This window comes from Streptococcus toyakuensis, assembly GCF_024346585.1.
In the GTDB taxonomy this organism is placed as follows: Bacteria; Bacillota; Bacilli; order Lactobacillales; family Streptococcaceae; genus Streptococcus; species Streptococcus toyakuensis.
The window spans coordinates 1,849,487-1,874,341 of the sequence record NZ_AP024523.1; the positions used below are offsets into that span (position 1 = coordinate 1,849,487).

The 24,855-nt window shown below is 39.9% G+C and carries 21 protein-coding genes; 1 reads left to right on the forward strand and 20 read right to left on the reverse strand.

From position 1 onward, the window contains the following. Positions 1-22 precede the first annotated feature (22 nt). From STYK_RS09200 to ruvB, 11 genes are all read right to left on the reverse strand, one after another. Positions 23-460: a PTS mannitol transporter subunit IIA gene (locus tag STYK_RS09200; RefSeq protein WP_000764147.1), complete on the reverse strand. Its 438-nt coding sequence runs from the start codon at positions 458-460 to the stop codon at positions 23-25. A gap of 1 nt (position 461) precedes the next feature. Then, positions 462-2,417 carry a BglG family transcription antiterminator gene (locus STYK_RS09205; protein WP_014017193.1) on the reverse strand — a complete coding sequence of 652 codons (1,956 nt, stop codon included), beginning with the start codon at positions 2,415-2,417 and terminating at the stop codon, positions 462-464. A 23-nt stretch (positions 2,418-2,440) separates the two neighbouring features. After that, positions 2,441-4,210 carry a PTS mannitol transporter subunit IIBC gene (locus STYK_RS09210; protein ID WP_023939117.1) on the reverse strand — a complete coding sequence of 590 codons (1,770 nt, stop codon included), beginning with the start codon at positions 4,208-4,210 and terminating at the stop codon, positions 2,441-2,443. Positions 4,211-4,654: 444 nt separating this feature from the next. After that, positions 4,655-6,463: a glutamine--fructose-6-phosphate transaminase (isomerizing) gene (gene glmS, locus STYK_RS09215; protein ID WP_000334290.1), complete on the reverse strand. Its 1,809-nt coding sequence runs from the start codon at positions 6,461-6,463 to the stop codon at positions 4,655-4,657. Between the two features lie 191 nt (positions 6,464-6,654). Beyond that, positions 6,655-8,034, reverse strand: coding sequence for a 6-phospho-beta-glucosidase (gene bglA, locus STYK_RS09220; protein ID WP_261804933.1), 1,380 nt, complete (start codon positions 8,032-8,034; stop codon positions 6,655-6,657). Between the two features lie 98 nt (positions 8,035-8,132). Then, a complete protein-coding gene (locus tag STYK_RS09225; RefSeq protein WP_261804934.1) occupies positions 8,133-9,986 on the reverse strand; it encodes a proline--tRNA ligase in 1,854 nt (617 codons plus the stop codon). 12 nt (positions 9,987-9,998) lie between these two features. Beyond that, entirely contained in the window at positions 9,999-11,258 is a 1,260-nt protein-coding gene (gene rseP, locus STYK_RS09230; protein ID WP_261804935.1) for an RIP metalloprotease RseP, read from the reverse strand. Between the two features lie 21 nt (positions 11,259-11,279). Beyond that, positions 11,280-12,083 carry a phosphatidate cytidylyltransferase gene (locus STYK_RS09235; RefSeq protein ID WP_000189868.1) on the reverse strand — a complete coding sequence of 268 codons (804 nt, stop codon included), beginning with the start codon at positions 12,081-12,083 and terminating at the stop codon, positions 11,280-11,282. A gap of 8 nt (positions 12,084-12,091) precedes the next feature. Then, positions 12,092-12,850: an isoprenyl transferase gene (locus STYK_RS09240; protein WP_000467312.1), complete on the reverse strand. Its 759-nt coding sequence runs from the start codon at positions 12,848-12,850 to the stop codon at positions 12,092-12,094. Between the two features lie 345 nt (positions 12,851-13,195). Further along, entirely contained in the window at positions 13,196-13,768 is a 573-nt protein-coding gene (locus STYK_RS09245) for a nucleotidyltransferase family protein (protein ID WP_261804936.1), read from the reverse strand. Continuing rightward, positions 13,749-14,747 (reverse strand): Holliday junction branch migration DNA helicase RuvB, encoded by a 999-nt coding sequence (gene ruvB, locus STYK_RS09250; RefSeq protein ID WP_315972275.1) that lies wholly within the window; start codon positions 14,745-14,747, stop codon positions 13,749-13,751. The genes STYK_RS09245 and ruvB overlap by 20 nt, the downstream gene beginning before the upstream one ends. Before the next feature lie 133 nt (positions 14,748-14,880). On the opposite strand from ruvB, the gene STYK_RS09255 reads away from it, so the two are divergent. Next, positions 14,881-14,973 (forward strand): type I toxin-antitoxin system Fst family toxin, encoded by a 93-nt coding sequence (locus STYK_RS09255; RefSeq protein WP_000970294.1) that lies wholly within the window; start codon positions 14,881-14,883, stop codon positions 14,971-14,973. A gap of 835 nt (positions 14,974-15,808) precedes the next feature. Here the strand turns inward: STYK_RS09255 and STYK_RS09260 are convergent. From STYK_RS09260 to leuS, 9 genes are all read right to left on the reverse strand, one after another. After that, on the reverse strand, positions 15,809-16,225 hold the full coding sequence (locus STYK_RS09260) for a GNAT family N-acetyltransferase (protein ID WP_049499492.1): 417 nt from the start codon (positions 16,223-16,225) through the stop codon (positions 15,809-15,811). A gap of 11 nt (positions 16,226-16,236) precedes the next feature. Next, entirely contained in the window at positions 16,237-16,932 is a 696-nt protein-coding gene (locus STYK_RS09265) for a GNAT family N-acetyltransferase (RefSeq protein ID WP_049499490.1), read from the reverse strand. 94 nt (positions 16,933-17,026) lie between these two features. Further along, positions 17,027-17,446 carry a DUF3021 domain-containing protein gene (locus STYK_RS09270; protein ID WP_020902698.1) on the reverse strand — a complete coding sequence of 140 codons (420 nt, stop codon included), beginning with the start codon at positions 17,444-17,446 and terminating at the stop codon, positions 17,027-17,029. 9 nt (positions 17,447-17,455) lie between these two features. Continuing rightward, positions 17,456-17,911 (reverse strand): LytTR family DNA-binding domain-containing protein, encoded by a 456-nt coding sequence (locus tag STYK_RS09275; protein ID WP_000701930.1) that lies wholly within the window; start codon positions 17,909-17,911, stop codon positions 17,456-17,458. A gap of 18 nt (positions 17,912-17,929) precedes the next feature. Beyond that, entirely contained in the window at positions 17,930-18,772 is an 843-nt protein-coding gene (locus STYK_RS09280) for an ABC transporter permease (protein WP_261804937.1), read from the reverse strand. Further along, positions 18,772-19,638: an ABC transporter ATP-binding protein gene (locus STYK_RS09285; RefSeq protein ID WP_247939711.1), complete on the reverse strand. Its 867-nt coding sequence runs from the start codon at positions 19,636-19,638 to the stop codon at positions 18,772-18,774. Before STYK_RS09285 ends, STYK_RS09280 begins: the two co-directional genes overlap by 1 nt. 670 nt (positions 19,639-20,308) lie before the next feature. Next, positions 20,309-21,541 (reverse strand): acyl-CoA thioesterase/BAAT N-terminal domain-containing protein, encoded by a 1,233-nt coding sequence (locus STYK_RS09290; RefSeq protein WP_261804938.1) that lies wholly within the window; start codon positions 21,539-21,541, stop codon positions 20,309-20,311. A 56-nt stretch (positions 21,542-21,597) separates the two neighbouring features. Then, complete coding sequence (locus tag STYK_RS09295) at positions 21,598-22,053, reverse strand: MarR family winged helix-turn-helix transcriptional regulator (RefSeq protein ID WP_261804939.1); 456 nt, start codon at positions 22,051-22,053, stop codon at positions 21,598-21,600. A 178-nt stretch (positions 22,054-22,231) separates the two neighbouring features. Continuing rightward, positions 22,232-24,733, reverse strand: a complete 2,502-nt coding sequence (gene leuS, locus STYK_RS09300; RefSeq protein ID WP_261804940.1) for a leucine--tRNA ligase — start codon at positions 24,731-24,733, stop codon at positions 22,232-22,234. Between the last annotated feature and the right edge of the window lie 122 nt (positions 24,734-24,855).

Sequence of the window (24,855 nt, forward strand, 5' to 3'; positions counted from 1 at the left end):
GATGACAAATGACGAAATTCAATTATTCAACAGCATCAAATAAGCGCAACACTTCCTCTTTTGACTGAGCATCTGCTAGTTTAAGAACATTATCTACATCTGCACAGAAGATAGAAATTTTCTGAATAATTTCTAAGTGTTCATTACCAATACCAGCAATACCAAAAAGAACCGTTGCCACTTGAGGGTTAGATACATTCCCAAAATCAACCCCTCTAGGGACTTGAACGACTGTAATACCAGACTTGAGGACATCCTTTTTTGCTGCATCTGTTCCATGCGGTATGGCGATAAAGTTACCCATGTAAACAGATAGCTCTTTATCTCGCTCAATCATGGCTTCAATATAGTCTTCATTAACATATCCACCCTCATAAAGAACTTGCCCACAATAACAAATAGCTTCCTCCTTGTTAGAAAATTGTTTATTAAGCTTAATCAAATGTTTTTCAAGTTTCATATTAGTTCTCCAATTTCTTAATTTTTTCTTTAAAAATAGTATTTAGCATCTGATAAATAATGGATTGATTTCCCGTCTTGTAAATCTCTGTATAAAGATGATTTTCAATAATCGACTGACTAATAGCTGTCATTAAATCTCTAGCTTCCTCGCTAGCTTCTTTAGACATTAGCATTAGCAGACACCTTTTGACCTCTTCTTCCTCTCGTTTCATTGACAATGCGGAGATAGGTAGTTTGAGTTCAAACATAGTAAAACTATTTGTTGTTACTTTGCTAGACTGACTATGTAAAAGCACCAGACCAGTATTAGGAATAGCCATAGGACTATTCTGGAAGTGAGATAACAATTTTCTTGTTAGGTAATCTCTGTCACTCACATTCTTCTGATATTGGATGATTTGTTCTACCGTGTGCTCAAATGATTGATTATTCTCCAATTGAACCAACTCGAATTGACTCAAAAGCTGACTACTAGATATTAAATAATCTTGCAAGTCATAACTTTTCTCTGGAGCGATAGCATCACGCGCGACAATTGTACGATGTGCCTGTACATACTGAAGTCGTTCCTGTAATTCAAGCAGTTCTTTGACGGTTGGAAAACTAGAAATTACATCGATTTCCTGATTAGTCAGCGGCTTGGTAGATAAAATATAATCATACTGACTGAGATCAATACTGTGGTAATCTACTAGAGACTGAATATCTATCAACTCTACAAAAGGAGCAACACTCTTAATTTTACTGACTAATAAATCTCTAGTGACCCGACGTTCATCCGTTAAAAGCAAAACACGGACTGGATAAATCTCTGGACTACGGCCTAAGCTAGAGATAAAATGTAGGGCAATCATGCCATACTCATACTCTGTATGAAGATATTTCGGAAAAATATCATTCACTAAAAGACTGATGACTGTATAAAGAAATTTATTCCTTTCAACTAAAATCTGGACAGATTCTGGCAAATTTTCACCCTGAAAAAGGATAGGGACACCTAAACTGAGCCGAATATGATGGAAAAGAAAATTGAATAAAACCTTGTCCTTAAAAAAGTCAATCTTGGTATACATGGAAACCGTATCAATCAGATTTGAAATATTGTAGAAAAATTCACCATCAAATTTCTCCGTAAAGAGCGGATTGTCCTGACGTTTAATGATTAATTCATCTAAGATGCTCGCAAAATAGATAATTTCCTGAATACTATAAAATTGTGCAGTCTGCTTAGAGTAAGCTTGAAAAATTTTTTGAGAAATTTCCAAAGCCTGCTTACTAGTATTAGGTGAATTTTCAATGTTTTGCTCCTGACCTATAAGAGATAACAAGATCGCAAAAAACATCTTCATCCTAGCATCCATATCTGGAAAACCTGACAGTTGCTTATTAACAATCTGACTGGCCAGCCTAGTTCTATCTGCTTCTAAAATATCAAAGCTCCCAAAATTACCGGTTGAAAAATCTGCTACTGAGATACAGTTTGTCAGTAAAATAGCCAAAAATCTTCTCTTACCAACTGAATCACCAGAAATACGATAACCTTTTTGTCGTTCAATTTTCAGATCAAAGTCTAAAAGACGCTTATCAATATCTGAAATATCCTGAATAATAGTTACATTACTGACTTTCATGCACTCTTGCAATGCTTCATTGGTGACAAAACCACTCTCAGTCAGAAGGCGATAGGTAATCAACTCTTGTCTTTCTTGGGGACTATACTCAACTAACACTTCAAGTTCTGTCGGCAAATCATCCAACTCTCCAGTCAAAATATAGTATTTCCCATGCTTCGTTATTTCGATTCCATATTGCTCCATGCTATCTGTCAAATCTGATAAAGTTCGATAAATTGTTCTAGATGAAACCTGTAAGATTTCAGTCATGTCTTGCATTGAAAGCTTCCCTACATGTAGGAAAGCCTTCAATAATTGTTCTTCTCGTTTGGTTAATAGCATTCGTAATTTAGAAACCTCTAGTTCTATTTGTACATTCTAACAGCCATTTTGTCATATTCTGGTGTTGTTACTAAACTATCCACAATAAGAAATTGAGAATTCGGTGCTGTTTGCTGCACTTCTGCCTGTAAAGAAATAGTTGTTACAATCATTATGTTTTTAGAATTAAATTCACCTAATTCTGAAATTTTGGCAGTAGAAACTGGAATACGAATATTCTTGTTTCTAAAGATAGCCCGAATCGTTTCACAGCCCATAGTTGCAGATCCCTGTGCTTTACCATAAGCAACTACTACAGCATCAATATGGTTAAGGTCAATTTCCTGACTATCTACTGGTGCTGAAGTTGATATATCTCCTTCAATTTCTGCTATTGGAGAAGCTCCTGTTAATGAAGCTACAATTTCATCATAACGAGGGGACGCTAAGAAATTATCAACAGAAACATGAATAGCACTTGGACTCTTGTCTTTAGCTCTTGGTGTCAGTTCTTCCTGAGTAACAATTAATGTTTTTGGTGTATCAAGCAAATTTGAGATTGCCTGATTAGATACTGGAATCTCTAGACCTGCTTTTTTAACCTTATCTCGAAGAATACTAGCTCCCATAGCAGAGCTTCCCATACCAGCATCGCAGGCGAAAATGATTTTTTCCACTGAGTCTGTCGAAACAACTGCATCAACAGAAGTTGATACTAACTGACCTTTAGACTGAGCCTTAGCTGCTTGGGTAGCCGCCTGAGCAGCTTCGAGCGAATCCTCAGTTGACTTGTCTGCATGAAGAATAAGGGCTGCTACAAGGAAAGAAACAACTGCTGCCACTAAAACACCTAGAAGAACATTTAGATGGGGCCAAACGCCTTTTGGCGCCGTAGCCATAATCGCAATAATAGAACCTGGTGAAGCTGGAGATTTAAGACCAGCGTCTAAGAGTTGAAAAGTAAAAGTTCCAGAGATACCTCCTGCCATAGCAGCTAAAAATAGAGTAGGCTTCATCATAACATAAGGAAAGTAAATTTCATGAATCCCTCCGAAGAAATGAATAAGCATTGCCCCCCAAGAAGAAGATTTAGCAGAACCTTTACCGAATACAGCATAAGCTAATAGAATTCCCAGGCCTGGTCCAGGATTAGCTTCCAATAGGAAGAGAATTGACTTACCAGCTTGAGCTACCTGTTCTACTCCCAGAGGAGTAAAAATGCCATGATTGAGGGCATTATTGAGGAAAAGGACTTTAGCCGGTTCGATGATAATATTAGCTATAGGAAGGAGGCGAGCATTAACAATAGCCTCAACACCATTCCCAACAGCTCCAGTAAGAGTCGATACGACTGGACCGATTGCGTAGAAAGCCAAAAGCAATAATGCAAAACCAACGAGACCAGCTGAGAAATTATTAACTAACATTTCAAATCCGGGACGAATTTTTTCCTGGAACTTTTCATCAAATTTCTTGATAGTCCATCCTCCCAGTGAGCCCATTACCATAGCTCCGATAAACATAGGAACACTAGAACCTGTGATTGCACCAACAGTAGCAATAGCTCCTACAACGGCACCACGTTGACCATGGATCATATATCCACCTGTGTAACCAATCAGGATTGGCAATAAATACGTTAACATAGGACCAACAACAGTAGCTAACTGTTCATTTGGCAGATAGCCATCAGCGATAAAGAGGGCAGTCAACACTCCCCAAGCAATAAATGCTCCAATATTGGGCATAACCATATTTGAAAGCGATGTCCCTAGTTTTTGAACTCTGACTTTCAATGATACTTTTTCTTCCATTAGAATCATCCTCCTTTTCTTAAAACTAGTATATACAAAGTTAAAAACCTTTAAAACTAAAGTTTTGTCACAGATTTTGTGCCAAAACTTTACTTTTGACGAGGCTGGGCAAAAAGGCTTAAAAATGATAAAACGCATCATATCAGGTGTACAAAACCTTAATATGATGCGTTTTATCATGGAAAGATTTACTGAATTTTCTCTTCAAATTGAGTTTTTGCCCAGCTTCCTCTTTTTATAGTAGTTTGAAATAAGATACGAACAAATCAATTGGAAAATTCAAATTAATTTCTAGAAATATTTTAGTATTCCTGTGTACTGTTCTAAATTCAATCTGCTATAATTATTGAAAAGTAAACCCCTATCATCATTTGTAACATAAAAAATAGGCTGTAAAACCTTATAGGATAAACCTATGGCTTTACGCCCGTATATTCATAGATTCTATTCTACCGTTACTGATTTAGCAAGGTTACGTGGTTTGTCCACATCAAGACCACGGTGGAGGGTTGCAAAGTAAGCGACCAATTGTGTTGGTACGACCATTGAAATTGGTGAGAGGTAAGGGTGTACAGTCGTAAGGACGATATCGTCTGTCTCTTTAGCAACATTTTCTTCTGCGATAGTGAGGACTTTTGCACCACGGGCTGCCACCTCTTGGATATTTCCACGAGTGTGGTTGGCAAGGACTGGATCTGACAAGAGAGTCAAAACAGGTGTTCCTTCTTCAATCAAGGCAATAGTTCCGTGCTTGAGTTCTCCTGCCGCAAAGCCTTCACACTGGATGTAAGAAATCTCTTTAAGTTTGAGACTTGCTTCCATGGCTACGTAGTAATCTTGACCACGTCCGATGTAAAAGGCGTTACGAGTTGTTTCAAGTAGCTCACGAACCTTGACTTCAATGGTTTCTTTCTCTGAAAGAGTTGATTCGATAGACTGAGCTACGATTGACAACTCATGAACTAAATCAAAGGCTTGCGCTTTGGCATTGCCATTTGCTTCTCCGACTGCTTTTGCAAGGAAGGCAAGGGCTGCAATTTGCGCTGTATAGGCCTTGGTTGAGGCTACGGCAATTTCAGGACCTGCGTGAAGGAGCATGGTATGGTTAGCTTCACGTGAAAGGGTTGAACCTGGGACATTTGTCACTGTCAAGCTTGGGATTCCCATTTCATTAGCCTTGACCAAAACCTGACGGCTATCCGCTGTTTCACCAGACTGGCTGATAAAGATGAAAAGTGGTTTCTTGCTGAGAAGTGGCATACCGTAGCCCCACTCAGATGAGATTCCAAGTTCAACTGGCGTATCTGTCAATTCTTCCAACATTTTCTTAGAAGCAAATCCTGCGTGGTAAGATGTTCCAGCTGCAAGGATGTAGATACGGTCTGCGTCTTGAACAGCCTTGATAATAGCTGGGGCTACGACAACTTGACCAGCCTCATCTGTGTAGGCTTGGATAAGTTTCCGCATAACCGTTGGTTGCTCGTCAATTTCCTTGAGCATGTAGTAAGGATAAGTTCCCTTACCGATATCTGACAAGTCAAGTTCTGCAGTATAGCTAGCACGTTCACGACGATTGCCATCATAGTCTTGAACTTCTACGCTATCTGCCTTGACGATTACCAACTCTTGGTCATGAATTTCCATATATTGATTAGTCTCACGAATCATAGCCATAGCATCTGAACAGACCATGTTATAGCCTTCTCCAAGACCAATCAAAAGTGGTGATTTATTCTTAGCTACGTAGATAACTTCAGGATCTTGTGAGTCAACCAAGGCAAAAGCATAAGAACCACGGATGATGTGAAGAGCTTTTTTGAAAGCTTCAAGAACTGACAAGCCATCTTCTTCCGCAAATTTTCCGATCAAGTGAACGGCGATTTCCGTATCTGTTTGCCCTTTGAAGTTGTGCCCCGCAAGGTATTCTTCCTTGATTTCAAGATAGTTCTCAATCACCCCGTTATGCACCAAGACAAAACGTTCAGTCTCAGAGCGGTGTGGGTGAGCATTGTCTTCCGTTGGTTTTCCGTGAGTCGCCCAACGAGTATGTCCAATACCAGTTGTTCCCTCCACACCAGCTGTCTTAGCAGACAATTCTGCAATACGGCCAACCGCCTTGACCAGATGATTTTCAGCACCACCTAGGACAAAAATTCCCGCAGAATCATAGCCACGGTATTCAAGCTTTTCAAGCCCTTGAATCAAAATATCAGTTGCATTTGTGTTTCCAACAACACCAACAATTCCACACATAGTATATACGACACAGACAAGCTGTGCTTTCTCCTTAAAATTGGTATAGTCTAATTCTTCTTTTATAGAATCAGCAAAAACAGTATATACTTGTTTCTTTAACTTGTCAAGAGTAAAAATTGGTATAGTTCACATTAACTTCTTGTAAACAAAAAACTCTGACCAATTAGGATAATCAGTCAGAGTCCTTTTTAAAATCCATTATTATCGCTTAATTCCTTGAACCAGTGCCCTGATTTCTTCAGACGGCGTTCTTGCGTTTTCAAGTCTAATTCGACCAAACCATAGCGATTTTTATAGCTGTTGAGCCATGACCAGCAATCGATAAAGGTCCAAATCAAGTAGCCCTTGCAATTGGCTCCGTCTTCAATGGCACGGTGAAGTTCCCGAAGATGACCTTTTACAAAGTCAATACGGTAATCATCTTGAATCATTCCATCTTGACGGAATTTTTCTTCCCCTTCAACACCCATGCCATTCTCTGTCAACATCCACTCGATATTACCATAATTTTCCTTGATATTTTGGGCAATGTCATAAATCCCTTGCTCATAAATTTCCCAGCCACGATGAGGATTGATTTTACGTCCAGGCATCACATAAGGCTCGTAAAAATGTTCTGGTAAGAGTGGACTCTCTGGATGCTTCGCAAATCGAGGAGCCATAACACGCAAAGGTTGATAGTAGTTGACACCAAGGAAGTCCACCGTATTGTCACGAATGAGCTCCAACTCCTCCTCTGTAGCATCAGGCAAGAGACCGTATTCATGTAAGATTTCTACCAACTCCTGTGGATAAGTCCCCAAAACAGACGGATCTAAGAAAGATTGGGCTTGAAAAAGGTCCGCAATACGAGCCGCCTTGACATCAGCAGGATGCTGGCTACGTGGATGAGCGGGTGTCAAGTTTAAGACAATCCCAATCTTAGCATCAGGCAAGAGTTCATGACAGGCCTTGACCGCCCGACTGCTGGCCAATTGTGTATGATAGGCTACTTTAACGGCTGCCTCTGCATCCACCTTATGTGGATAATGGGCATCGTAAAAATAGCCAAATTCTACAGGAACGATGGGCTCGTTAAAGGTAATCCATTGATCCACTAAATCTCCATAAGTCTCAAAACAAAAACGAGCATAGTCTTCATAGGCTGAGACAGTCGCCTTATTTTCCCAACCATCACCATCTTCTTGAAGGGCAAAAGGCAAATCAAAATGATAAAGATTGACTAAAAGACGAATCCCTTTGGCCTTAATAGCCTCAAAAACCTTACGGTAAAAGTCTACACCTTGAGGATTGACTTCCCCACGCCCTTGTGGAAAAATCCGTGACCACTGAATAGAAGTCCGAAAGGCCGTGTGACCAGTTTCTAACAGTAGCTCAATATCCTTTTCCCAATTTTCATAAAAGGTCGATGTCTTATCTGGACCAATCCCATTATAGTAACGGTTTGGCTCCACTTGGTACCAATAATCCCAGAGATTATCTCCCTTACCGTCACCAGCTACACGTCCTTCTGTTTGTGGTCCAGAAGTAGAGGATCCCCAGACAAAATCCTTTGGAAATCTTAGCATACATTTACCTCTTTATCTAGTCATTTTTCCCATTATACAGAAAAAACAAGGTAAAAACTAGTTACATTTTTTCCTTGTTTTTCTTCTGATTATAGTTTTTATTTCTTGCTGAGAATTTCAAGCGTTTCAAGCAAGTTATCTGCATGAACCTCGATGGTGTCACCAGTCGCTTTAATCTTGACTTCTACGATGCCATCAGTCGCTTTTTTACCAACAGTAATACGGATTGGCAATCCAATCAAGTCGCTATCGCTGAATTTCACTCCGACACGTTCATTACGGTCGTCTGTTAAGACTTCGTAACCAGCTCCCATCAAGTTTGCTTCAAGTTTTTCTGTCAAGGCTTGCGCTTCTTCATCCTTGACATTGACAGTAATCAAGTGCACATCAAATGGTGCCAATTCTTTAGGGAAATTGATTCCCCAAGCGTAACGGTATTCACCTTTTGGTGTTTTGTTAACAAAGAGGCGAGCGTGTTGCTCCATCACTGCTGAAAGGAGACGGCTGACACCGATACCGTAGCATCCCATGATGATTGGCACAGCACGGCCATTTTCATCCAAAACATCTGCTCCCATGCTTGCTGAATAGCGAGTGCCGAGTTTGAAGATGTGACCAATTTCGATACCACGCGCAAAGTTAAGGACACCTTGTCCGTCTGGAGAAATCTCACCCTCACGAACTTCACGGATATCCACATATTCTGCAGTAAAATCACGACCTGGGTTCACACCAGTCAAGTGATAGCCATCTTCGTTAGCACCGACAACTGCATTGCGAACATCTTGCACCTTACGATCTGCAATAATTTTAACATTCTCTGGCAAACCAACTGGTCCAAGTGAACCAAATCCTGCTTGAACAACATTTGTCACTTCTTCTTCGCTAGCAACGTCAAAGAAATCTGCTCCCAAATGGTTTTTCAACTTGACTTCGTTGAGTTGGTCATTTCCAACTAGAAGGGCTGCAACAAGCTCACCATCTGCCATGTAGAAGAGGGTTTTAATTGTTTGTTCTTCTGGGACGTTTAGGAAGGCTGCAACTTCATCGATTGATTTAACATCTGGTGTTGCAACACGAGTCACTTCTTCTTCAGCGACAACACGGTTGCTTGGTTTGTACTCGTTTGTTGCCATTTCCAAGTTAGCCGCATAGCTAGACTCACTTGAGTAAGCAATGGTATCCTCACCAGAAACCATCCATTTGAGCAATTCTGCCTTGATTTCTTCTTGCACCTCTGCAGGAATCTCATCAAATGAGGCAACTGACTTGTCCAAGACAACCCAGCGGTCAAGGTCTGTACGAGCAGGTGTAATGGCCATAAATTCTTGGCTGTCCTTACCACCCATGGCTCCACCGTCACCGATGATAGCCTTGAAATCTAAGCCACTACGAGTGAAAATACGCTCATAAGCAGCCTTGTACTCATCATAAACACTGTCCAAGCTATCATAGTTAGCGTGAAAGCTGTAAGCATCCTTCATGATAAACTCACGTGTACGGAGAAGTCCATTACGTGGGCGTTTTTCATCACGATACTTAGGCTGGATTTGGTAAAGGTTAAGTGGCAATTGCTTGTAAGACTTAACAGAATCACGGACAATAGCTGTAAAGGTTTCTTCGTGAGTTGGACCTAGGATAAAGTCTGATTTTTCACGGTTTTTTAGTTTGTAAAGGTCCTCACCATAAGTTTCGTAACGACCTGATTCGCGCCACAATTCTGCACTAAGAAGGGCTGGAGCCAACATCTCAACGGCACCAATCTTGTCGAATTCTTGGCGCATGATATTTTTAGCTTTTTCAATCACACGGTTGGCAAGTGGTAGGTAAGAATAAACACCTGCTGAAACTTGACGAACATAACCAGCTCGCAACATAAGAGCGTGGCTGATAACTTGAGCATCGCTTGGCATTTCGCGAAGCGTTGGGATAGGCATTTTACTTTGTTTCATAATATTCCTCGATTATCTAAAAAAGAGTCGCATGATGTCATTCCAAGTCACAGCAATCATCAAGACAACCATGATGACCACTCCGGCCAAGGTGACATAGGTTTCAATTTCTTGTTTCAATGGTTTGCGGCGAATGGCTTCCAGGATATTGAGCACAATCTTACCACCATCCAGGGCTGGAATCGGAATAAGATTAAAAATCCCAATATTGATGGAAATCATTGCCAAGAAGTACAAGACATTCTCAATTCCATTTTTAGCAGCATCACTACTTGCCTTAAAGATAGCAACAGGTCCACCTAGCTTGTTCAAATCCGGTTGGAAAATCAGATTTTTCAGAGCTGATAGAATTCGGAGGGCCGAGTCAGCAGCAGTTGTAAAACCACCTACAAACATAGATACAAAATCTGACTTAATCCCCGGTTGAACACCTAGAAGGTAACGGCCTTGACTTTCTTCCGGAGTAACAGTGACTTGTTTGTCACTCCCCTTTTCAGAAATAGTCACATCCAAGGTCGGGGCCGTCTTATCTTTGGTTTCTGATTCCACAGCCTGAATCAAACTTTCCCAGTTGCTAATCTCATGTGAGCCGATCTTGGTAATTTGTGCCGTTTCTGGTACTCCCACCTTAGCCAAGGCCCCTTGAGGCATGACATGGAACTGATTGGTATCAACATCTCTGACACCACCCTGCATGAAGATTAAAATCCAGAAAACAACGACACCTAAGATAAAGTTGTTCATGGGGCCTGCAAAATTAGTAATGAGTTTACCCCAGATAGTTGCATTTTGATATTGAACATCCAAGGGTGCAATCCGAACCTCAGTTCCATCTGCTTCCACAACCGTTGCATCGTGATCCACTGCAAATGTTTTTTCTTCTTCCAGAACCAATCCTTTGATAAAGAGCTTGTCTTCAAAATCAAACTGGGTCACCTGCATAGGGAGGGCTGTTTGATCCAATTTTTTACCTGAGAGATTGATGCGTTTAACCTTACCATCATCAGCAAGTGTCAAACTAACAGGCGTTCCTGTCTTGATTTCAGTTGTATCATCACCCCAACCAGCCATGCGGACATAGCCACCCAGAGGCAAGATTCGAATGGTATAGGCCGTTCCATCCTTGCCAATGTGAGCAAAGATTTTGGGTCCCATACCGATGGCAAATTCACGTACTAAAATCCCTGATTTCTTGGCAAAGTAGAAGTGCCCGAACTCGTGCACCACTACAATAATCCCAAAAACCAGAATAAAGGTTAAAATTCCGAGCATAGTGTTTCCTCCGTCTTTTGATTAAAAGAGTCCAAATAAGTGCATGATTGGAAATACAAGCAACATACTATCGAAACGATCCAAAACACCACCATGTCCAGGGATAAATTTCCCAGAATCCTTAACACCAAAATGACGTTTGATCGAACTTTCTAGTAAATCACCAAATTGTCCAGCAATACTAAAGAAAATAGCAAAGACTGACATCTTGTAAATTCCATATGGAAGAGCAACTGTACTGTCAACTATCATAAAGATAATGGTTACTAAAATCGCTCCTAAAATACCACCCAAGGCACCCTCAAGGGTTTTATTAGGCGATACCCTTGGTGCTAACTTTCGTTTCCCATAGTTCATCCCAACAAGATAGGCACCACTGTCTGTCGCCCAGACGATACACAAGGCCAAAAGCGCCTTATCTAAACCTGCAACACGAGCATCTAGTAAAGCATTAAATCCAAAGCCCACGTAGAAGCTCATAGCAAGAGGGAAAACCGCATCCTCAATCGTATAAGACTTGCTAAACACAGTCGTTCCTAACATGATTGAAATCAACACACTATAGGCAACCACATTCCCATCAACTGGCAAAAAAGTCAGGTAATTCTCCAAGGGAATGGTCAAGGCAAAGGTTGCAAAGAGGGTCAAGAGGCCCTCCATAGTCATGGTCTCTAGACCTCTCATCCTCAAAAGTTCATGCATGGCTAGCATGGCTATGATTCCGATTGCTATCTGAAGCAAGAGTCCCCCAATCATCAAAATCGGTAGGAAAATAGCCAGGGCAATCCCTGCAAACAAGGTTCTTTTCTGTAAATCCTGTGTCATATTTCCTCCTAAACTCCTCCAAATCGGCGGTGACGACGATTATAGGCAAGAATGGCTTCCTGCAAGGCCGCCTCGTCAAAATCAGGCCACAAGGTATCTGTAAAATAGAGTTCACTATAGGCCCCCTGCCATGGTAGGAAATTACTCAAACGCAATTCTCCACTGGTACGGATAATCAAGTCTGGGTCTCGTAAGTCCTTAGGTAAATGCTGGGTGAAGAGATAGTTGCCAATCAATTCCTCTGTGATGTCACCTGGGTTGATTTTGGCATCTAAAACATCCTGGGAAATCAACTTAAGAGCCTGTGTAATCTCAGCACGTCCACCATAGTTGAGGGCAAAATTAAGAATTAATCCTGTGTTGTTCTTAGTTAATTCCTCAGCCTTGGTCAGAGCTTCAAAGGTTTGCTTAGGCAGGCGGTCCGTTTCTCCGATCATTTGAATCTTAACATTATTCGCATGCAGTTCCGGGACATAATTATCATAAAACTCTACTGGCAAGTTCATGATAAACTTGACTTCCTGATCTGGACGGGTCCAGTTTTCTGTAGAAAAAGCATAGACCGTAATAACCTTAACGCCTAGTTTGTTAGCTGCCTTGGTCACAGTTTGCAATGCTTCCATGCCCGCCTTATGTCCAAAAACTCGCGGTTGCATACGTTTTTTAGCCCAACGGCCATTGCCATCCATGATGATGCCGATATGAGCAGGAACCTGTGTCGGAACCTCTACTTCCACAGCCTTATCTTTCTTAAACAATCCAAACATGATCTTATTCCTATTCAAAAATCTATCGTTTCATTATACCATATTTCCCTATTTTCTTCTATCACTAAGCTATTTATACTCTTCGAAAATCTCTTCAAACCACGTCAGCTCTATCTGCAACCTCAAAACAGTGTTTTGAGCAACCTGCGGTTAGCTTCCTAGTTTACACTTTGATTTTCATTGAGTATTATTCTCAGGCACCAAGCCCATTTTTCAAAAAAATAAGCCGCCTGATTGGGCGACTTTATTTTTTATAGGGAGATTATTATGAAAAAGTTTTAGGAGTTTAAGTTAAGGTCTTCTTAACTTATGAACTTAGTATACACTCCCTAGCTTAAAGTTTCCTTAAGAAGTTTTAAAAATCAAATTTTTCCATTTCTCCTGACAATTTTTCTTGGATAAACGTGTTTGATAAAGCTCCATTCGGTCTTCATTTTCTAAGAAATGAGGAGTTGGACGAACTTGAAAATTCAAAATATCCTCGAGTCCGTAAGGAGTAAAGAGTTCTAAAGTAGAATCTTCATTCAAGCGCAGTCCAACAGCCGTACATCGTTCTGGATACTTACTCATGGCATCACGGGAACTGGTATAGGGAGCAGTATGAGGGCTGTGCTGGTGCATATAGACCTGATTTTTCAATTCCCACTGATACTGAGGAAAATCCGCTCTCAACTTTTTCTCTAGGAACAAGGTTTCCTCATAAGAAATATCCGGATCAAAGAAAATCACATCTACATCTGTTTCAAGATCAAATGCTGGTCTCTCTGACAAGAGATTCCAGATAAAATTTCTGACAGAACCTGCTGCCAACCAAGAATCTTTCAGACCAAGGTTTCGGATGATAGTCAAAATAGCCATCATATCCGGATTTTCTCTGAAAGAGTCTAAAATTTCAGCCTTATTTTTCAATATATTCATACCCTAAATGCTCATATGCCTTAGCAGTCGCCACCCGTCCAGAACGTGTCCGCATGATAAAACCTTTTTGAATCAAGTAGGGCTCATACATGTCTTCAACTGTCTCACGCTCTTCTGCTATGTTAACAGAAAGAGTTCCTAGACCAACAGGACCACCACCGTACATCTCAATCATGGTGCGAAGGATTTTTTGGTCCACATAGTCCAAACCTTCATGGTCAACATCCAGCATGGTCAAAGCCTTATCAGTAATAAGATTATCGATAACCCCATTCCCCATAATCTGGGCAAAATCGCGCACGCGCTTGAGGAGGCGATTGGCAATACGAGGAGTACCTCGACTACGTAGGGCCAGCTCAGAAGCTGCCTCATGAGTAATTTCCATCTCAAAAATATCTGCCGTCCGCTCAACAATTTCTGTCAAGTCAGCATGGGCATAGTATTCCATATGCCCCGTAATCCCAAAACGTGCCCGTAGAGGATTTGACAGCATACCAGCCCGAGTCGTCGCACCAATCAAGGTAAAAGGTGGCAACTCCAAATGAACACTGCGACTGCCTTCACCAGCTCCAATCATGATGTCAATGTAGAAGTCCTCCATAGCACTATAAAGCACCTCTTCCACCGACATGGGCAAGCGATGAATCTCATCAATAAAAAGGACATCCCCAGGCTCTAAGTCATTCAAAATCGCTACCAAATCACCAGCTTTTTCGATAACAGGACCCGACGTCTGCTTGAGATTGACACCCAGTTCGTTTGCAATAACAAAGGCCATGGTCGTCTTCCCCAAACCTGGAGGCCCGAAAAGGAGCACATGATCCAGCGCTTCATCCCGCATTTTAGCGGCTTCGATAAAGATTTGAAGCTGGTCCTTAACCTTATCCTGCCCGATATATTCACGTAAATACTGAGGACGGAGCGTGCGTTCTACTAACTCCTCATCCCCCATTATCTCATTATCTAAAATTCTGCTCATGGCTCTATTATATCAAAAAACCAAGCCACAAACAAAAACTCCACCCGATTGGGTGACTCCCGACTTTAGCACTTATGTGGTATAATATTGTTTGGCACTGCTACACCGCCTACGAAAGGAGGTGAGATAGCCCATGATGGAACTAATCCTTAAAACTATCATCGGACCAATTGTGGTCGGTGTTATTCTTCGCTTAGTCGATAAATGGCTAAACAAAGATAGATAGTGTCAAAAAAGACCCTAAGCTTAATGTGGAAGTTAGCTTGGGGTCTTTTCTAGTCCATGATATAGAACTAATCCTTAATTCCTCTCCATTATCCCACAGTTCACAAAATTTGTCAAAGGTTTATATCCTCAGCTTCTCAAGCTTTAACCGTTTTACAACAAGACTTTCAAGTTTAAGAGAAAGTTAGGTATTCTATCAATTTCATATTCATAGAAATTTTGATTTAGTAAACGAAGAGACAATCTTACATGTCACTCCTCATTTAATACGCCACTACTGGACAAGCAAAATCATTATTACAGCAGTTCCAGTCCTTCACTTAACAGTCACTTACAATCAAATTGAGTTTGAAGTAGCTGAAGCGACAACAGACCTATTTCTTAGTCATATTTTCTAAAAAAGTCTCCGCCAATTCCCCGACCAAAATCCGAAAAATACCGGAAAACATCGGAAAATTATTTTTAGAATAGTCCCCAAAAGCCTGAAATAGAGCCAAAAAACTCCACCTGATTGGGTGGAGTTAAGGGAGATTATTATGAAAAAGAAAAGTTTAGGATTTTATTAAATAAAGTTAGGAGGTCTTTATTTAATAACTATATGATACAAGACGAAGCTTAAAACTAGCTTAACTTTTCTCAAATTCTACCATTTTGCCAAAAATTTCTATCAGCATCTATCCACCCCACAAAAAAAGCCACCTGATTGGGTGACTTCATTAGGAGATTATGATGAAAAAAAGTTTTAGGATTTCATTAAATAAAGTTAGGAGGTCTTTATTTAATGGTTATATAATACTAGACCATCCTTAAACTTTGCTTAAGAAAAACAAGTTTTGTTATTTTTCTCTATTCACCCAAGTCATCCCTATACAATTATAGGTGGATAAGATTTCAAAGCCCATAGAACGATAGAATCTCAAGGTTCTTTCTGTCTGTTCTGTCACCAGCTGGACTTGATAGACATCTTTGTAAGCCTCTAAAGCCTCTTTCATTAGGGCACTACCAATCCCTTGACGCTGATAGATAGGTAAAACGATTAAATCTTGAACCAATACTGATGAGAATCCATCTCCAACCAAACGAATCAAGCCCACCACAGTATCATCATCAAGCGCCACATAAATCGCTAATGAATGAGATAAGGCCTGCTCCAGCATCTCTGGTTGATGGGTATAATTTGTCCAACCGACAGCCTGATAGAGATGCAAAACATCCTCTAACTTGACAATTTCTTGCTTTTTAATAGTGATCATGTCAACACCTATTAAAGCTCTCTTAAGCTCTTGTACTGTCGTCCATTTTTATCAAAATTTTCAGGAGCCAACCATGCTTCCAATCGAGCTTTGACTTTGGGCCAGTCCTTATCAATCATAGACAACCAATCCGTATCACGAGTACGCCCCTTATATACGACTGCCTGGCGGAAGGTCCCTTCATAGACAAATCCCAAACGCTCCGCAGCTCGTCTGGATGGCAGATTAAGAGAATCACATTTCCATTCGTAGCGACGATAGTTAAGCTCCTCAAAAACATAGCGCGCCAAGAGATAGTGAGCTTCTGTCCCTATTCGTGTTCCCCTGAGCTCTGGAGAAAAAGTGACCGCTCCCACTTCTATCACTCGGTTATTTTGGTCAATGCGCATGAGAGAAAAAGTTCCCAAAGCCTTACCAGTTGCCTTGTCTATGATTGCATAGTAAAAACGGTCCTTACGAGCCAACATCTGATTTAAAAGGCTAACCAACTCCTCCATATCTGCTACTGGCTCCTGAAAAAGGTAGGTCCACATCTCCCGAGGAGTATCCAGGCCATAAACAGCTAGCAAATCCTCCGCATGTTTTTCTACCGAGAGAGCCTCTATCCGAGCATAACGCCCTTCTAAGAAATCAATAGAAGGCAATTCACCTGGTGTATAACCTTCCATTGACTCCCCAACCATTTGACCATATTCGTTTACTGGCATCTTTCTTCTCCTTGTTTTACGCTGAAAATACTATATCACAAATTGTTCTCTTTGGAAACTGGCACTGTCTTCAAACTTCATCCTCAACACTATATTAGTGACCCGTTTTCTGTCTTTTATCCTCTAAGGCTTGATTAATTCGTTGGGTGAGTTTGTGATTTTTCCAGATTTGATACAACCATATCAATCCATAAATTAACAAGAAAAAGAACCAAAGCAAGGGACTCCACAAGGCTGAACCCCAGCCCAAAAATAGAGAGGTCAATACTAAAATAGTAGCTGTCACTAATAAATGAACTCCTACACGTATACTAAAAGCAAGAAACTCTAGCTTTTCAAGTATTAAAGTCAATACCCCCATAATTCCACCCATTAAAAACAGAGCTAGAATATTTTTTATCATTGGTTCAGGATAGGTAATACCTGGATAACACTGAGCTAATAACATCATACTCAAATAAAAGAAGGAAGCCGTACGCATTCCCGATACAAAATAATCAATTAATCGTTTCATGATTTTCTCCTATAAACCTAGATAATTCATTAAGGACTTAACGTATTTCCGACTCACACTAGATTTGATGCCCCGAGTCATTTTAGCCATCATGTTCCCTGAAAAACTATCTGATAACGATTCTAAGTGGTCAATGTTTATAATTGAATGGCGTGATATCTGTATAAAGTTCCGTCGGTTAATCCTATTCTGAAAGTTTGTCAATGTTTCCTTAGTTTTATAAATCCCGTCTACCGTATAAATGGTCAACAAGTTCTTATCGATATCTGCTAAAATAAGATCCTCAATTTTCACCATAACCAGATGATCATCCGTTCGAATAGGAATGACCACCTGATTGGTTGTTGAAAATTGTTCTAAATACTCCATGACTTCCCTCGCTTGGTCGGTTAACTGAGCTGCCTGAATTACAATATGTGGGTCCTTTTCTGAAAACTCTGCCTTCATTTCAAAACGAATCTTCATTTTCTCTCCAATATACTTTTATTTTCTCTTGCTAAACACTTTAACAAATAAAATCCAAAGAAAAATAGCGACAAGACTGATAATAACCACTATAAAGTATGTCTCTTCCTTTGTCAATAGTTCTTGCCAGTTGATTTGGATTCCCATTTTTTCTTGAAATTCCTTTAACAATCTGCTATTTCCTGTAAATGCAGTTTCTAACCGCTCTTTCATTAAAATTTGTCGATAGAGAGAAGCAATATAAGTTGCAGGGGTACACTTCATGATAATTTGTGCAAAATCAGGTAATACTCCAATGGGGATATAAGTTCCTACCAAAAATCCAGAAGCAGTCCCCACTATAGTTGCCAGTTTGCCAAGACTATCTACAGATTGAAAACGGTAAATCAAAAGAATATTTACCACACTTGAAAGCAGACTGCTTAACAGCATAATCAAAGTAATTTCCGGTAAATAACTGATAACTGGACTTTCTCTAAAATAAAGGCTCATAACAGCAAACATAAACACCTGCATGATAAAAGAGATGGCAATACTACTGATTAGATAGGACACCTGTAAACCCCAGCTACCTAAATCTGTCAAGAAGAGATCTTGATCCACTTGATTTTCACGATCCTGTACCATTTGTGTAAGAGCCGTAAAACTGGTTGTAATCCCAGTCACAGCCAAGGTCCCACCCATCAGCCAGTTATTTAAAAGGTTCTTATTATCAGGGAGTTGGGACCAAGCATCCGTCAAGTTCTTCTGCAAAAAAATGATATAAAGGAAGAAGGAAATCAATGCCCCCAATAATGAGAAAAATACTCCTGAACGATTACGAAAATATAAGATAAAATTCCGTTTCAATAAAGCTAACATTAGCGAACCTCTCTTCCTGTAAGTGCAATAAAGGCATCATCCATAGTACCTGGACGAAACTCAAAAGAATCAATTTCTTCTCGAACTTTTTCCAAATATTCAATGGCTTCCTGTGACGTCCTTGGATAAAAAAGATATTCCATCTCATTTTCTTCCTTTACTGTCATTCCAGTCTGTAATAACTTTTCTAAATCCTTCATTTCTTTAAAACGAATTTTTAGGATATTGGATGCATACTGACTTTTAATAGCCGTCGCAGAACCTTTCGCAATCACTTTCCCATGATCAACGATATAAATCTGATCCGCTTCATCCGCTTCATCCAGATAATGAGTCGTTAAGATAATAGTCATCCCTTCATCCTTTTGTAGTCGAGACAGTAAATCCCAAATGGCTTTGCGAGTCTGAATATCTAGACCTGTCGTTGGTTCATCTAAGAAAAGAATATCTGGCTGTGAAAGAAGAGCACGCGCAATATCAACCCGACGTTTTTGTCCACCTGACAAAGTCCCATATAGTTGTTTCTGGAAAGCAGTCAAGCCCAGTTGATGGATCAAATCATCCACACGACTTGCTACAATCTCCTTATACTGTTGAGCACGAATCGTGAGATTTTCCCTAACCGTTAACATCTCATCTAGTACACTAGCTTGAAAAACAACTCCGATTTTCGTATTTGGCGCATAGCGAATCTGACCTTGTGTCGGCTTTTTCAAGCCGATTAACATGGAAATAGTGGTTGATTTACCTGCACCATTGGGACCCAAAATAGCATTGAAACTTCCTTTTTCAAACTCTAACTGAATATCGTCAACAGCCATATGAGTACCGTACCGTTTAATCAAATGTTTAGCTTGTAAAATCATATTTATTTCCTCCTCTTTACCTCACCAGTTTAACAAAAATAATGAAAGAAAAATCGACTTTTGAGATAAGTGGTTAAAATGAGAGGTTAAGTGGTGAGATGATTAGGGTTAAGTTAAAGTAGAGAAGGCTACAGCCATTTTTCTCCTACCGAATTGCTAAATGAAGCTTAAAAACACTTACAAAAACACATTATATTTTTAAATATGCGCTATAAAAGAGATGTTTTACCGCATCTGGCCGAAAAATTCAAGAATCGGTAGTATTATTCTCGCCAAATCAAACAATAAAAAATTAACTAGAAATCATGACACACAATCCCTTCTATCAAAATGAAACTGCTGAATATGATATGATTGAATTTGAAGCAAGTAAGTATTGTCCTGAATTTGAAACTTCCATTAGCCAAATTTTTGACGACAAGTAAATCCATTAGGAAATAATATATGAAAAGAATTTTCAATACAAGCAAAAAACAGCTCTTTTTATCCGAGAAGAACTGTTCTATTTTATGAAAGAGAAAGTCACTAGTAACTCTTGTACTTCTCTCTACGTTTTTACTGTTTGAGTTCAAATTTCTCTTATTTTAGTGTTTGCTTTTGTAGACTGAACTACCAACCAGAACTGTGTTTTTATCTTAGTTGGAACTATTATAGTACGGTTCAGCACTATCTACAAATTTTTCAGATGTGTATCAAAATAATTTATCGTGGCAAACCAAGAGTCTACACTTTCTTTCATTAATAAGCGCCAATCTTTTCGATAACGATGATTCGCTTGATAAGCAACCGTCAACATATGCCCTGTTTCATGGTATTTTTTAAACAAAATGGATTCCCCTTTATAATGTGAAATGATATCATCTATCGCGGATGATGCATTCCATATTTCATCAACATCGCTTCCTAGTAATAATAAGGGAGAGGAAATTTTACTCACATCAATCTGGGCCCTACTATCTTCAGGAATATGTTTTCCAAAAAACTTGTTTAACAAGTAATTTCCTAACTGAAATTTTTGATACGGAAGTTCTTTTTGCAAATATGTCCAAGAAGATGAATGAGAGTTGAGTTTTCCCTTTATTCCCTCAAATATTACATTTGAGGGGGAATTGAGTACCAAACATTGCACATCATCCAAAATACTTTGTCCAGCCAGAACAAGCTCTGCTCCTTTAGAGCGACCATATATTCCTATTTTTGTATTATCAACTTGAGGATGATGGTATAGAAAATCTTTCGCCTCCTCCAGACATTCTATCGGAATTCGTTCTAAATTTTGAGATAATCCCTCTAAACCAAAATAAGCTATCGCAAGACAAATATAGCCTCTTGAAGATAAAAGTTGGGCAATATTCTGAGCTTTTTCAATTCTTCCCTCACTACCGCTAACAATAATCACGGCTGGCGCCCTTCTTAACTTTTCATCATAGAATAATCGACCTTGAAAATGCTTGTCATAGATATCTTGATATCTTACTCCTAGATTCATATAACGCCTTACGAAACTTTGCTCCGCGACCACATCTTTCCCCAGCTTGATTTTAATTTCAACACCAAAACAATCTCGTAATGGAATTCTATCAAGAGAACTCGGTAATCTCCTTTTCCTATTCTTCAACGGTTTCGCATTAAAGAATAATCCCATTTCTGAAACCCCTTTATAAGATCCCGAAATAGATGCTGTCTGAGAGGTATCAATCATACCGTCCTGATCAGATAAAAAAATTGCGGTTGATTTCCATATAACATCATGATCTAAAAGCAAGGGAGCATTTATACAGTAATAATCAGACAGGTACATTTCTACACAATACATTGCCCTTGGTTCTAAACCATTAATAGCAATATAAAAAGATTCATCCGCTAAATCTGTTTGTGAAATCAGTTCTATGTTTACAGTCATATCTTCTCCTTTTTGTTAATTTACTTAACAATTGTATTTAAAATTTACCGTGACTTTTACCACGGTAATTCTATCCACACCTTTTCAATATCATCCATCAATTTCACAACTGTTTGAAGTTCCACCTCGCTATAGTTGTTTAAAACTGAAAAGATTGATTTTTCAATATATGCTTGTTGCTCCTTATGGATTTTAAAAATTTCGATGCCTTTTTCAGATAATCTCAAATATTTATTTTTCCCATTATTCAGATCAAAATCAAAAACAACTAAATTTTTTTGAATCAATCTCCTAACACTTTGAGTTATTGCACTTCTTGAAACTTCTAATAATTCAGATAATTTTACTAGATTTAAGGGCTGATTTTCCCCAATCACAACAATCAAATGTACCTCATTCAACGTAATGGATTTGTCAACACCACTTTTATGTTGATTTTTTTTTAACTCTTCAAACGCTAAAATAAACCTATTGAAACGATTATTAAATGCAATAAATTCTTTTTTATCCATAATCTCTCTTTCTTTTGTTAATTATATTAACAAAAGAGAAACTTCCTGTCAAATAAAAAATCCTCCAGAGTTCAGCTCTGGAGGATTCCTATCTTATTTCACAACAATATTAACCAATTTAGTTGGCTTCAATAGTCCAGTGGACTATTGAAGGTGGCAGATAGAGATAATAAACTCGTTATTTAACGACGATATTAACGAGTTTGTTAGGTACCGCAATCACTTTCACGATTTCCTTGCCGTCAATTTCTGCTCTAACTTTTTCATCAGCCAGAGCGATTTCTTGCAATTCTTCACGTGATAGGTCTTTAGCGACCATGAGTTTGGCACGGACTTTTCCTTTGATTTGGATGACGATTTCGATTTCGTCTTCAACCAATTTGCTTTCGTCCCAAGTTGGCCAAGCTACATAAGAGATGGACTCACCTGTTGCAGCAACAGTTTGCCAGAGTTCTTCTGCCAAATGAGGTGCAAATGGGGCAATCAATTGAATAAAGCCTTTGGCGTAGTCCACATAGAGTTTGTCTTCCTTATTAGCAGCGTTGACAAAGACCATAAGTTGGGCAATAGCTGTGTTGAATTTGAGGGACTCGATTTGCTCAGTGACAGCTTTAACAGTTTCGTTGTAGACCTTGTCAAGAGCGCCATTGTTTTCTGCAACGATTTCCTTGCTTGTAATCAAACGGTAAACACGGTCAAGGAATTTACGGCTTCCTTCCAGACCTTCTTCTGACCAAGCAATCGAAGCATCAAGTGGGCCCATGAACATTTCATAAACACGAAGGGTGTCAGCACCATATTGTTCCACAACATCATCTGGGTTAACAACGTTCTTGAGCGATTTAGACATTTTGGCTGGTGCTTGCTCCAACTCTTCCCCTGTTTCTACATGGAAGAAGGAACCGTCACGTTTTTCAACCTTATCGGTTGCCACAAGAGCCCCACGATGGTCACGGTAGCTGGTTCCCAAAATCATTCCTTGGTTAAAGAGTTTTTGGAATGGTTCTTTAGTTGGAACGACACCGAGATCATAGAGGAATTTGTGCCAGAAACGAGCATAAAGCAAGTGAAGAACGGCATGCTCTGCACCACCCACATAGATATCTACTGGCAACCATTGTTTGAGGAGCTCCTCATCAGCCAATTTCTCAGTATTGTGTGGGTCAATGTAGCGGAGGTAGTACCAGCTTGAACCTGCCCATTGTGGCATTGTGTTGGTCTCGCGACGACCTTTGACACCATCTTCACGAGTCACTTCAAGCCAATCTGTCAAATTAGCTAGTGGACTTTCACCAGTACCTGAAGGACGGATATCCTTGGTTACTGGCAAGACAAGTGGCAATTCATTTTCAGGAACAGCTGTTGAAGTTCCGTCTTCCCAATGAATGATAGGAATTGGCTCACCCCAGTAACGTTGACGGCTAAAGAGCCAGTCGCGGAGACGGTAGGTCACCTTCTCTTGACCACAGCCTTTTTCTTCCAACCAAGCCACAATCTTAGCAATTGCGTCTTCTTTGTTGAGTCCATCTAGGAAGTCTGAATTAACGTGAAGGCCATCTTCTGTGTAGGCAGCTTCTGCTACATTTCCACCTTCAAGTACTTCTACGATTGGAAGGTCAAATTGTTTGGCAAATTCCCAGTCACGTTGATCGTGGGCAGGCACAGCCATAACGGCACCTGTTCCGTAACTAGCAAGAACATAGTCGGCAATCCAGATTGGAATTTCCTTACCATTGACAGGGTTGATGGCATAAGCACCAGTCCAAACACCAGTTTTTTCTTTGGCAAGGTCTGTACGAGCCAAGTCTGACTTGAGACTGGCTTGGTGTTTATAGTCAGCTACTGCCTCTGCTTGCTCTGAACTTGTGATAGCATCAACTAGATCATGTTCAGGAGCCAAGACTGTGAAAGTCGCACCGAAAAGGGTATCAGGACGAGTTGTAAAGACTGTGAATTCCTTGTCTGTTCCCCTAACTTTAAAAGTTACATTAGCACCTGTTGATTTACCAATCCAGTTGCGTTGCATATCCTTGATAGACTCTGGCCAATCTAGTTCATCTAAGTCATTGAGCAAACGCTCCGCATAGGCCGTGATTTTGAGCATCCATTGGCGCATTGGTTTGCGGACAACTGGATAGCCTCCACGCTCAGAAGTTCCGTCCGGAAGAACTTCTTCATTGGCAATGGCAGTTCCCAATTCCTCAACCCAGTTTACTGGCACTTCCGCTTCATAGGCCAAACCTTTTTCGTAAAGCTTGGTGAAAATCCACTGAGTCCACTTGTAGTAGTTTGGATCTGTCGTATTGACTTCACGATCCCAGTCATAAGAAAATCCAAGAGCATTGATTTGGCGTTTGAAGTTGGCAATGTTTTCCGCTGTAAATTCTGCTGGGTCATTCCCTGTATCCATAGCGTATTGCTCTGCAGGCAAACCAAAAGCATCCCAACCCATTGGATGAAGGACATTGTAGCCTTGCGCACGTTTGTAACGACTGAGGATATCCGTTGCGGTATAACCTTCTGGGTGTCCTACGTGCAGACCCGCTCCAGAAGGATAAGGGAACATATCAAGAGCATAAAACTTCGGTTTTGATGCATCTGTTCCTGTTTTAAATGTATGATGTTCTGCCCAGTAGCCCTGCCACTTAGGCTCAATTTCTTTATGATTGTAAAAACTCATGGTCTCTCTCCAATTTTGTGATGTTACTATTATACCATTTTTGAGGGAATTTGGTCTCGTTCTATTCTATACTTTTCTATTTTACCTTGCTCTAGAATTTTTAAACTGCTATACTTATAGCA

Excerpts from the sequence above, each read along its gene's own strand:
- STYK_RS09200 (WP_000764147.1), bottom strand. The coding sequence starts at position 460 with ATGAAACTTGAAAAACATTTGATTAAGCTTAATAAACAATTTTCTAAC.
- STYK_RS09205 (WP_014017193.1), bottom strand. The coding sequence starts at position 2,417 with ATGCTATTAACCAAACGAGAAGAACAATTATTGAAGGCTTTCCTACAT.
- STYK_RS09210 (WP_023939117.1), bottom strand. The coding sequence starts at position 4,210 with ATGGAAGAAAAAGTATCATTGAAAGTCAGAGTTCAAAAACTAGGGACA.
- glmS (WP_000334290.1), bottom strand. The coding sequence starts at position 6,463 with ATGTGTGGAATTGTTGGTGTTGTTGGAAACACAAATGCAACTGATATT.
- bglA (WP_261804933.1), bottom strand. The coding sequence starts at position 8,034 with ATGCTAAGATTTCCAAAGGATTTTGTCTGGGGATCCTCTACTTCTGGA.
- STYK_RS09225 (WP_261804934.1), bottom strand. The coding sequence starts at position 9,986 with ATGAAACAAAGTAAAATGCCTATCCCAACGCTTCGCGAAATGCCAAGC.
- rseP (WP_261804935.1), bottom strand. The coding sequence starts at position 11,258 with ATGCTCGGAATTTTAACCTTTATTCTGGTTTTTGGGATTATTGTAGTG.
- STYK_RS09235 (WP_000189868.1), bottom strand. The coding sequence starts at position 12,083 with ATGACACAGGATTTACAGAAAAGAACCTTGTTTGCAGGGATTGCCCTG.
- STYK_RS09240 (WP_000467312.1), bottom strand. The coding sequence starts at position 12,850 with ATGTTTGGATTGTTTAAGAAAGATAAGGCTGTGGAAGTAGAGGTTCCG.
- STYK_RS09245 (WP_261804936.1), bottom strand. The coding sequence starts at position 13,768 with ATGAATATATTGAAAAATAAGGCTGAAATTTTAGACTCTTTCAGAGAA.
- ruvB (WP_315972275.1), bottom strand. The coding sequence starts at position 14,747 with ATGAGCAGAATTTTAGATAATGAGATAATGGGGGATGAGGAGTTAGTA.
- STYK_RS09255 (WP_000970294.1), top strand. The coding sequence starts at position 14,881 with ATGATGGAACTAATCCTTAAAACTATCATCGGACCAATTGTGGTCGGT.
- STYK_RS09260 (WP_049499492.1), bottom strand. The coding sequence starts at position 16,225 with ATGATCACTATTAAAAAGCAAGAAATTGTCAAGTTAGAGGATGTTTTG.
- STYK_RS09265 (WP_049499490.1), bottom strand. The coding sequence starts at position 16,932 with ATGCCAGTAAACGAATATGGTCAAATGGTTGGGGAGTCAATGGAAGGT.
- STYK_RS09270 (WP_020902698.1), bottom strand. The coding sequence starts at position 17,446 with ATGAAACGATTAATTGATTATTTTGTATCGGGAATGCGTACGGCTTCC.
- STYK_RS09275 (WP_000701930.1), bottom strand. The coding sequence starts at position 17,911 with ATGAAGATTCGTTTTGAAATGAAGGCAGAGTTTTCAGAAAAGGACCCA.
- STYK_RS09280 (WP_261804937.1), bottom strand. The coding sequence starts at position 18,772 with ATGTTAGCTTTATTGAAACGGAATTTTATCTTATATTTTCGTAATCGT.
- STYK_RS09285 (WP_247939711.1), bottom strand. The coding sequence starts at position 19,638 with ATGATTTTACAAGCTAAACATTTGATTAAACGGTACGGTACTCATATG.
- STYK_RS09290 (WP_261804938.1), bottom strand. The coding sequence starts at position 21,541 with ATGACTGTAAACATAGAACTGATTTCACAAACAGATTTAGCGGATGAA.
- STYK_RS09295 (WP_261804939.1), bottom strand. The coding sequence starts at position 22,053 with ATGGATAAAAAAGAATTTATTGCATTTAATAATCGTTTCAATAGGTTT.
- leuS (WP_261804940.1), bottom strand. The coding sequence starts at position 24,733 with ATGAGTTTTTACAATCATAAAGAAATTGAGCCTAAGTGGCAGGGCTAC.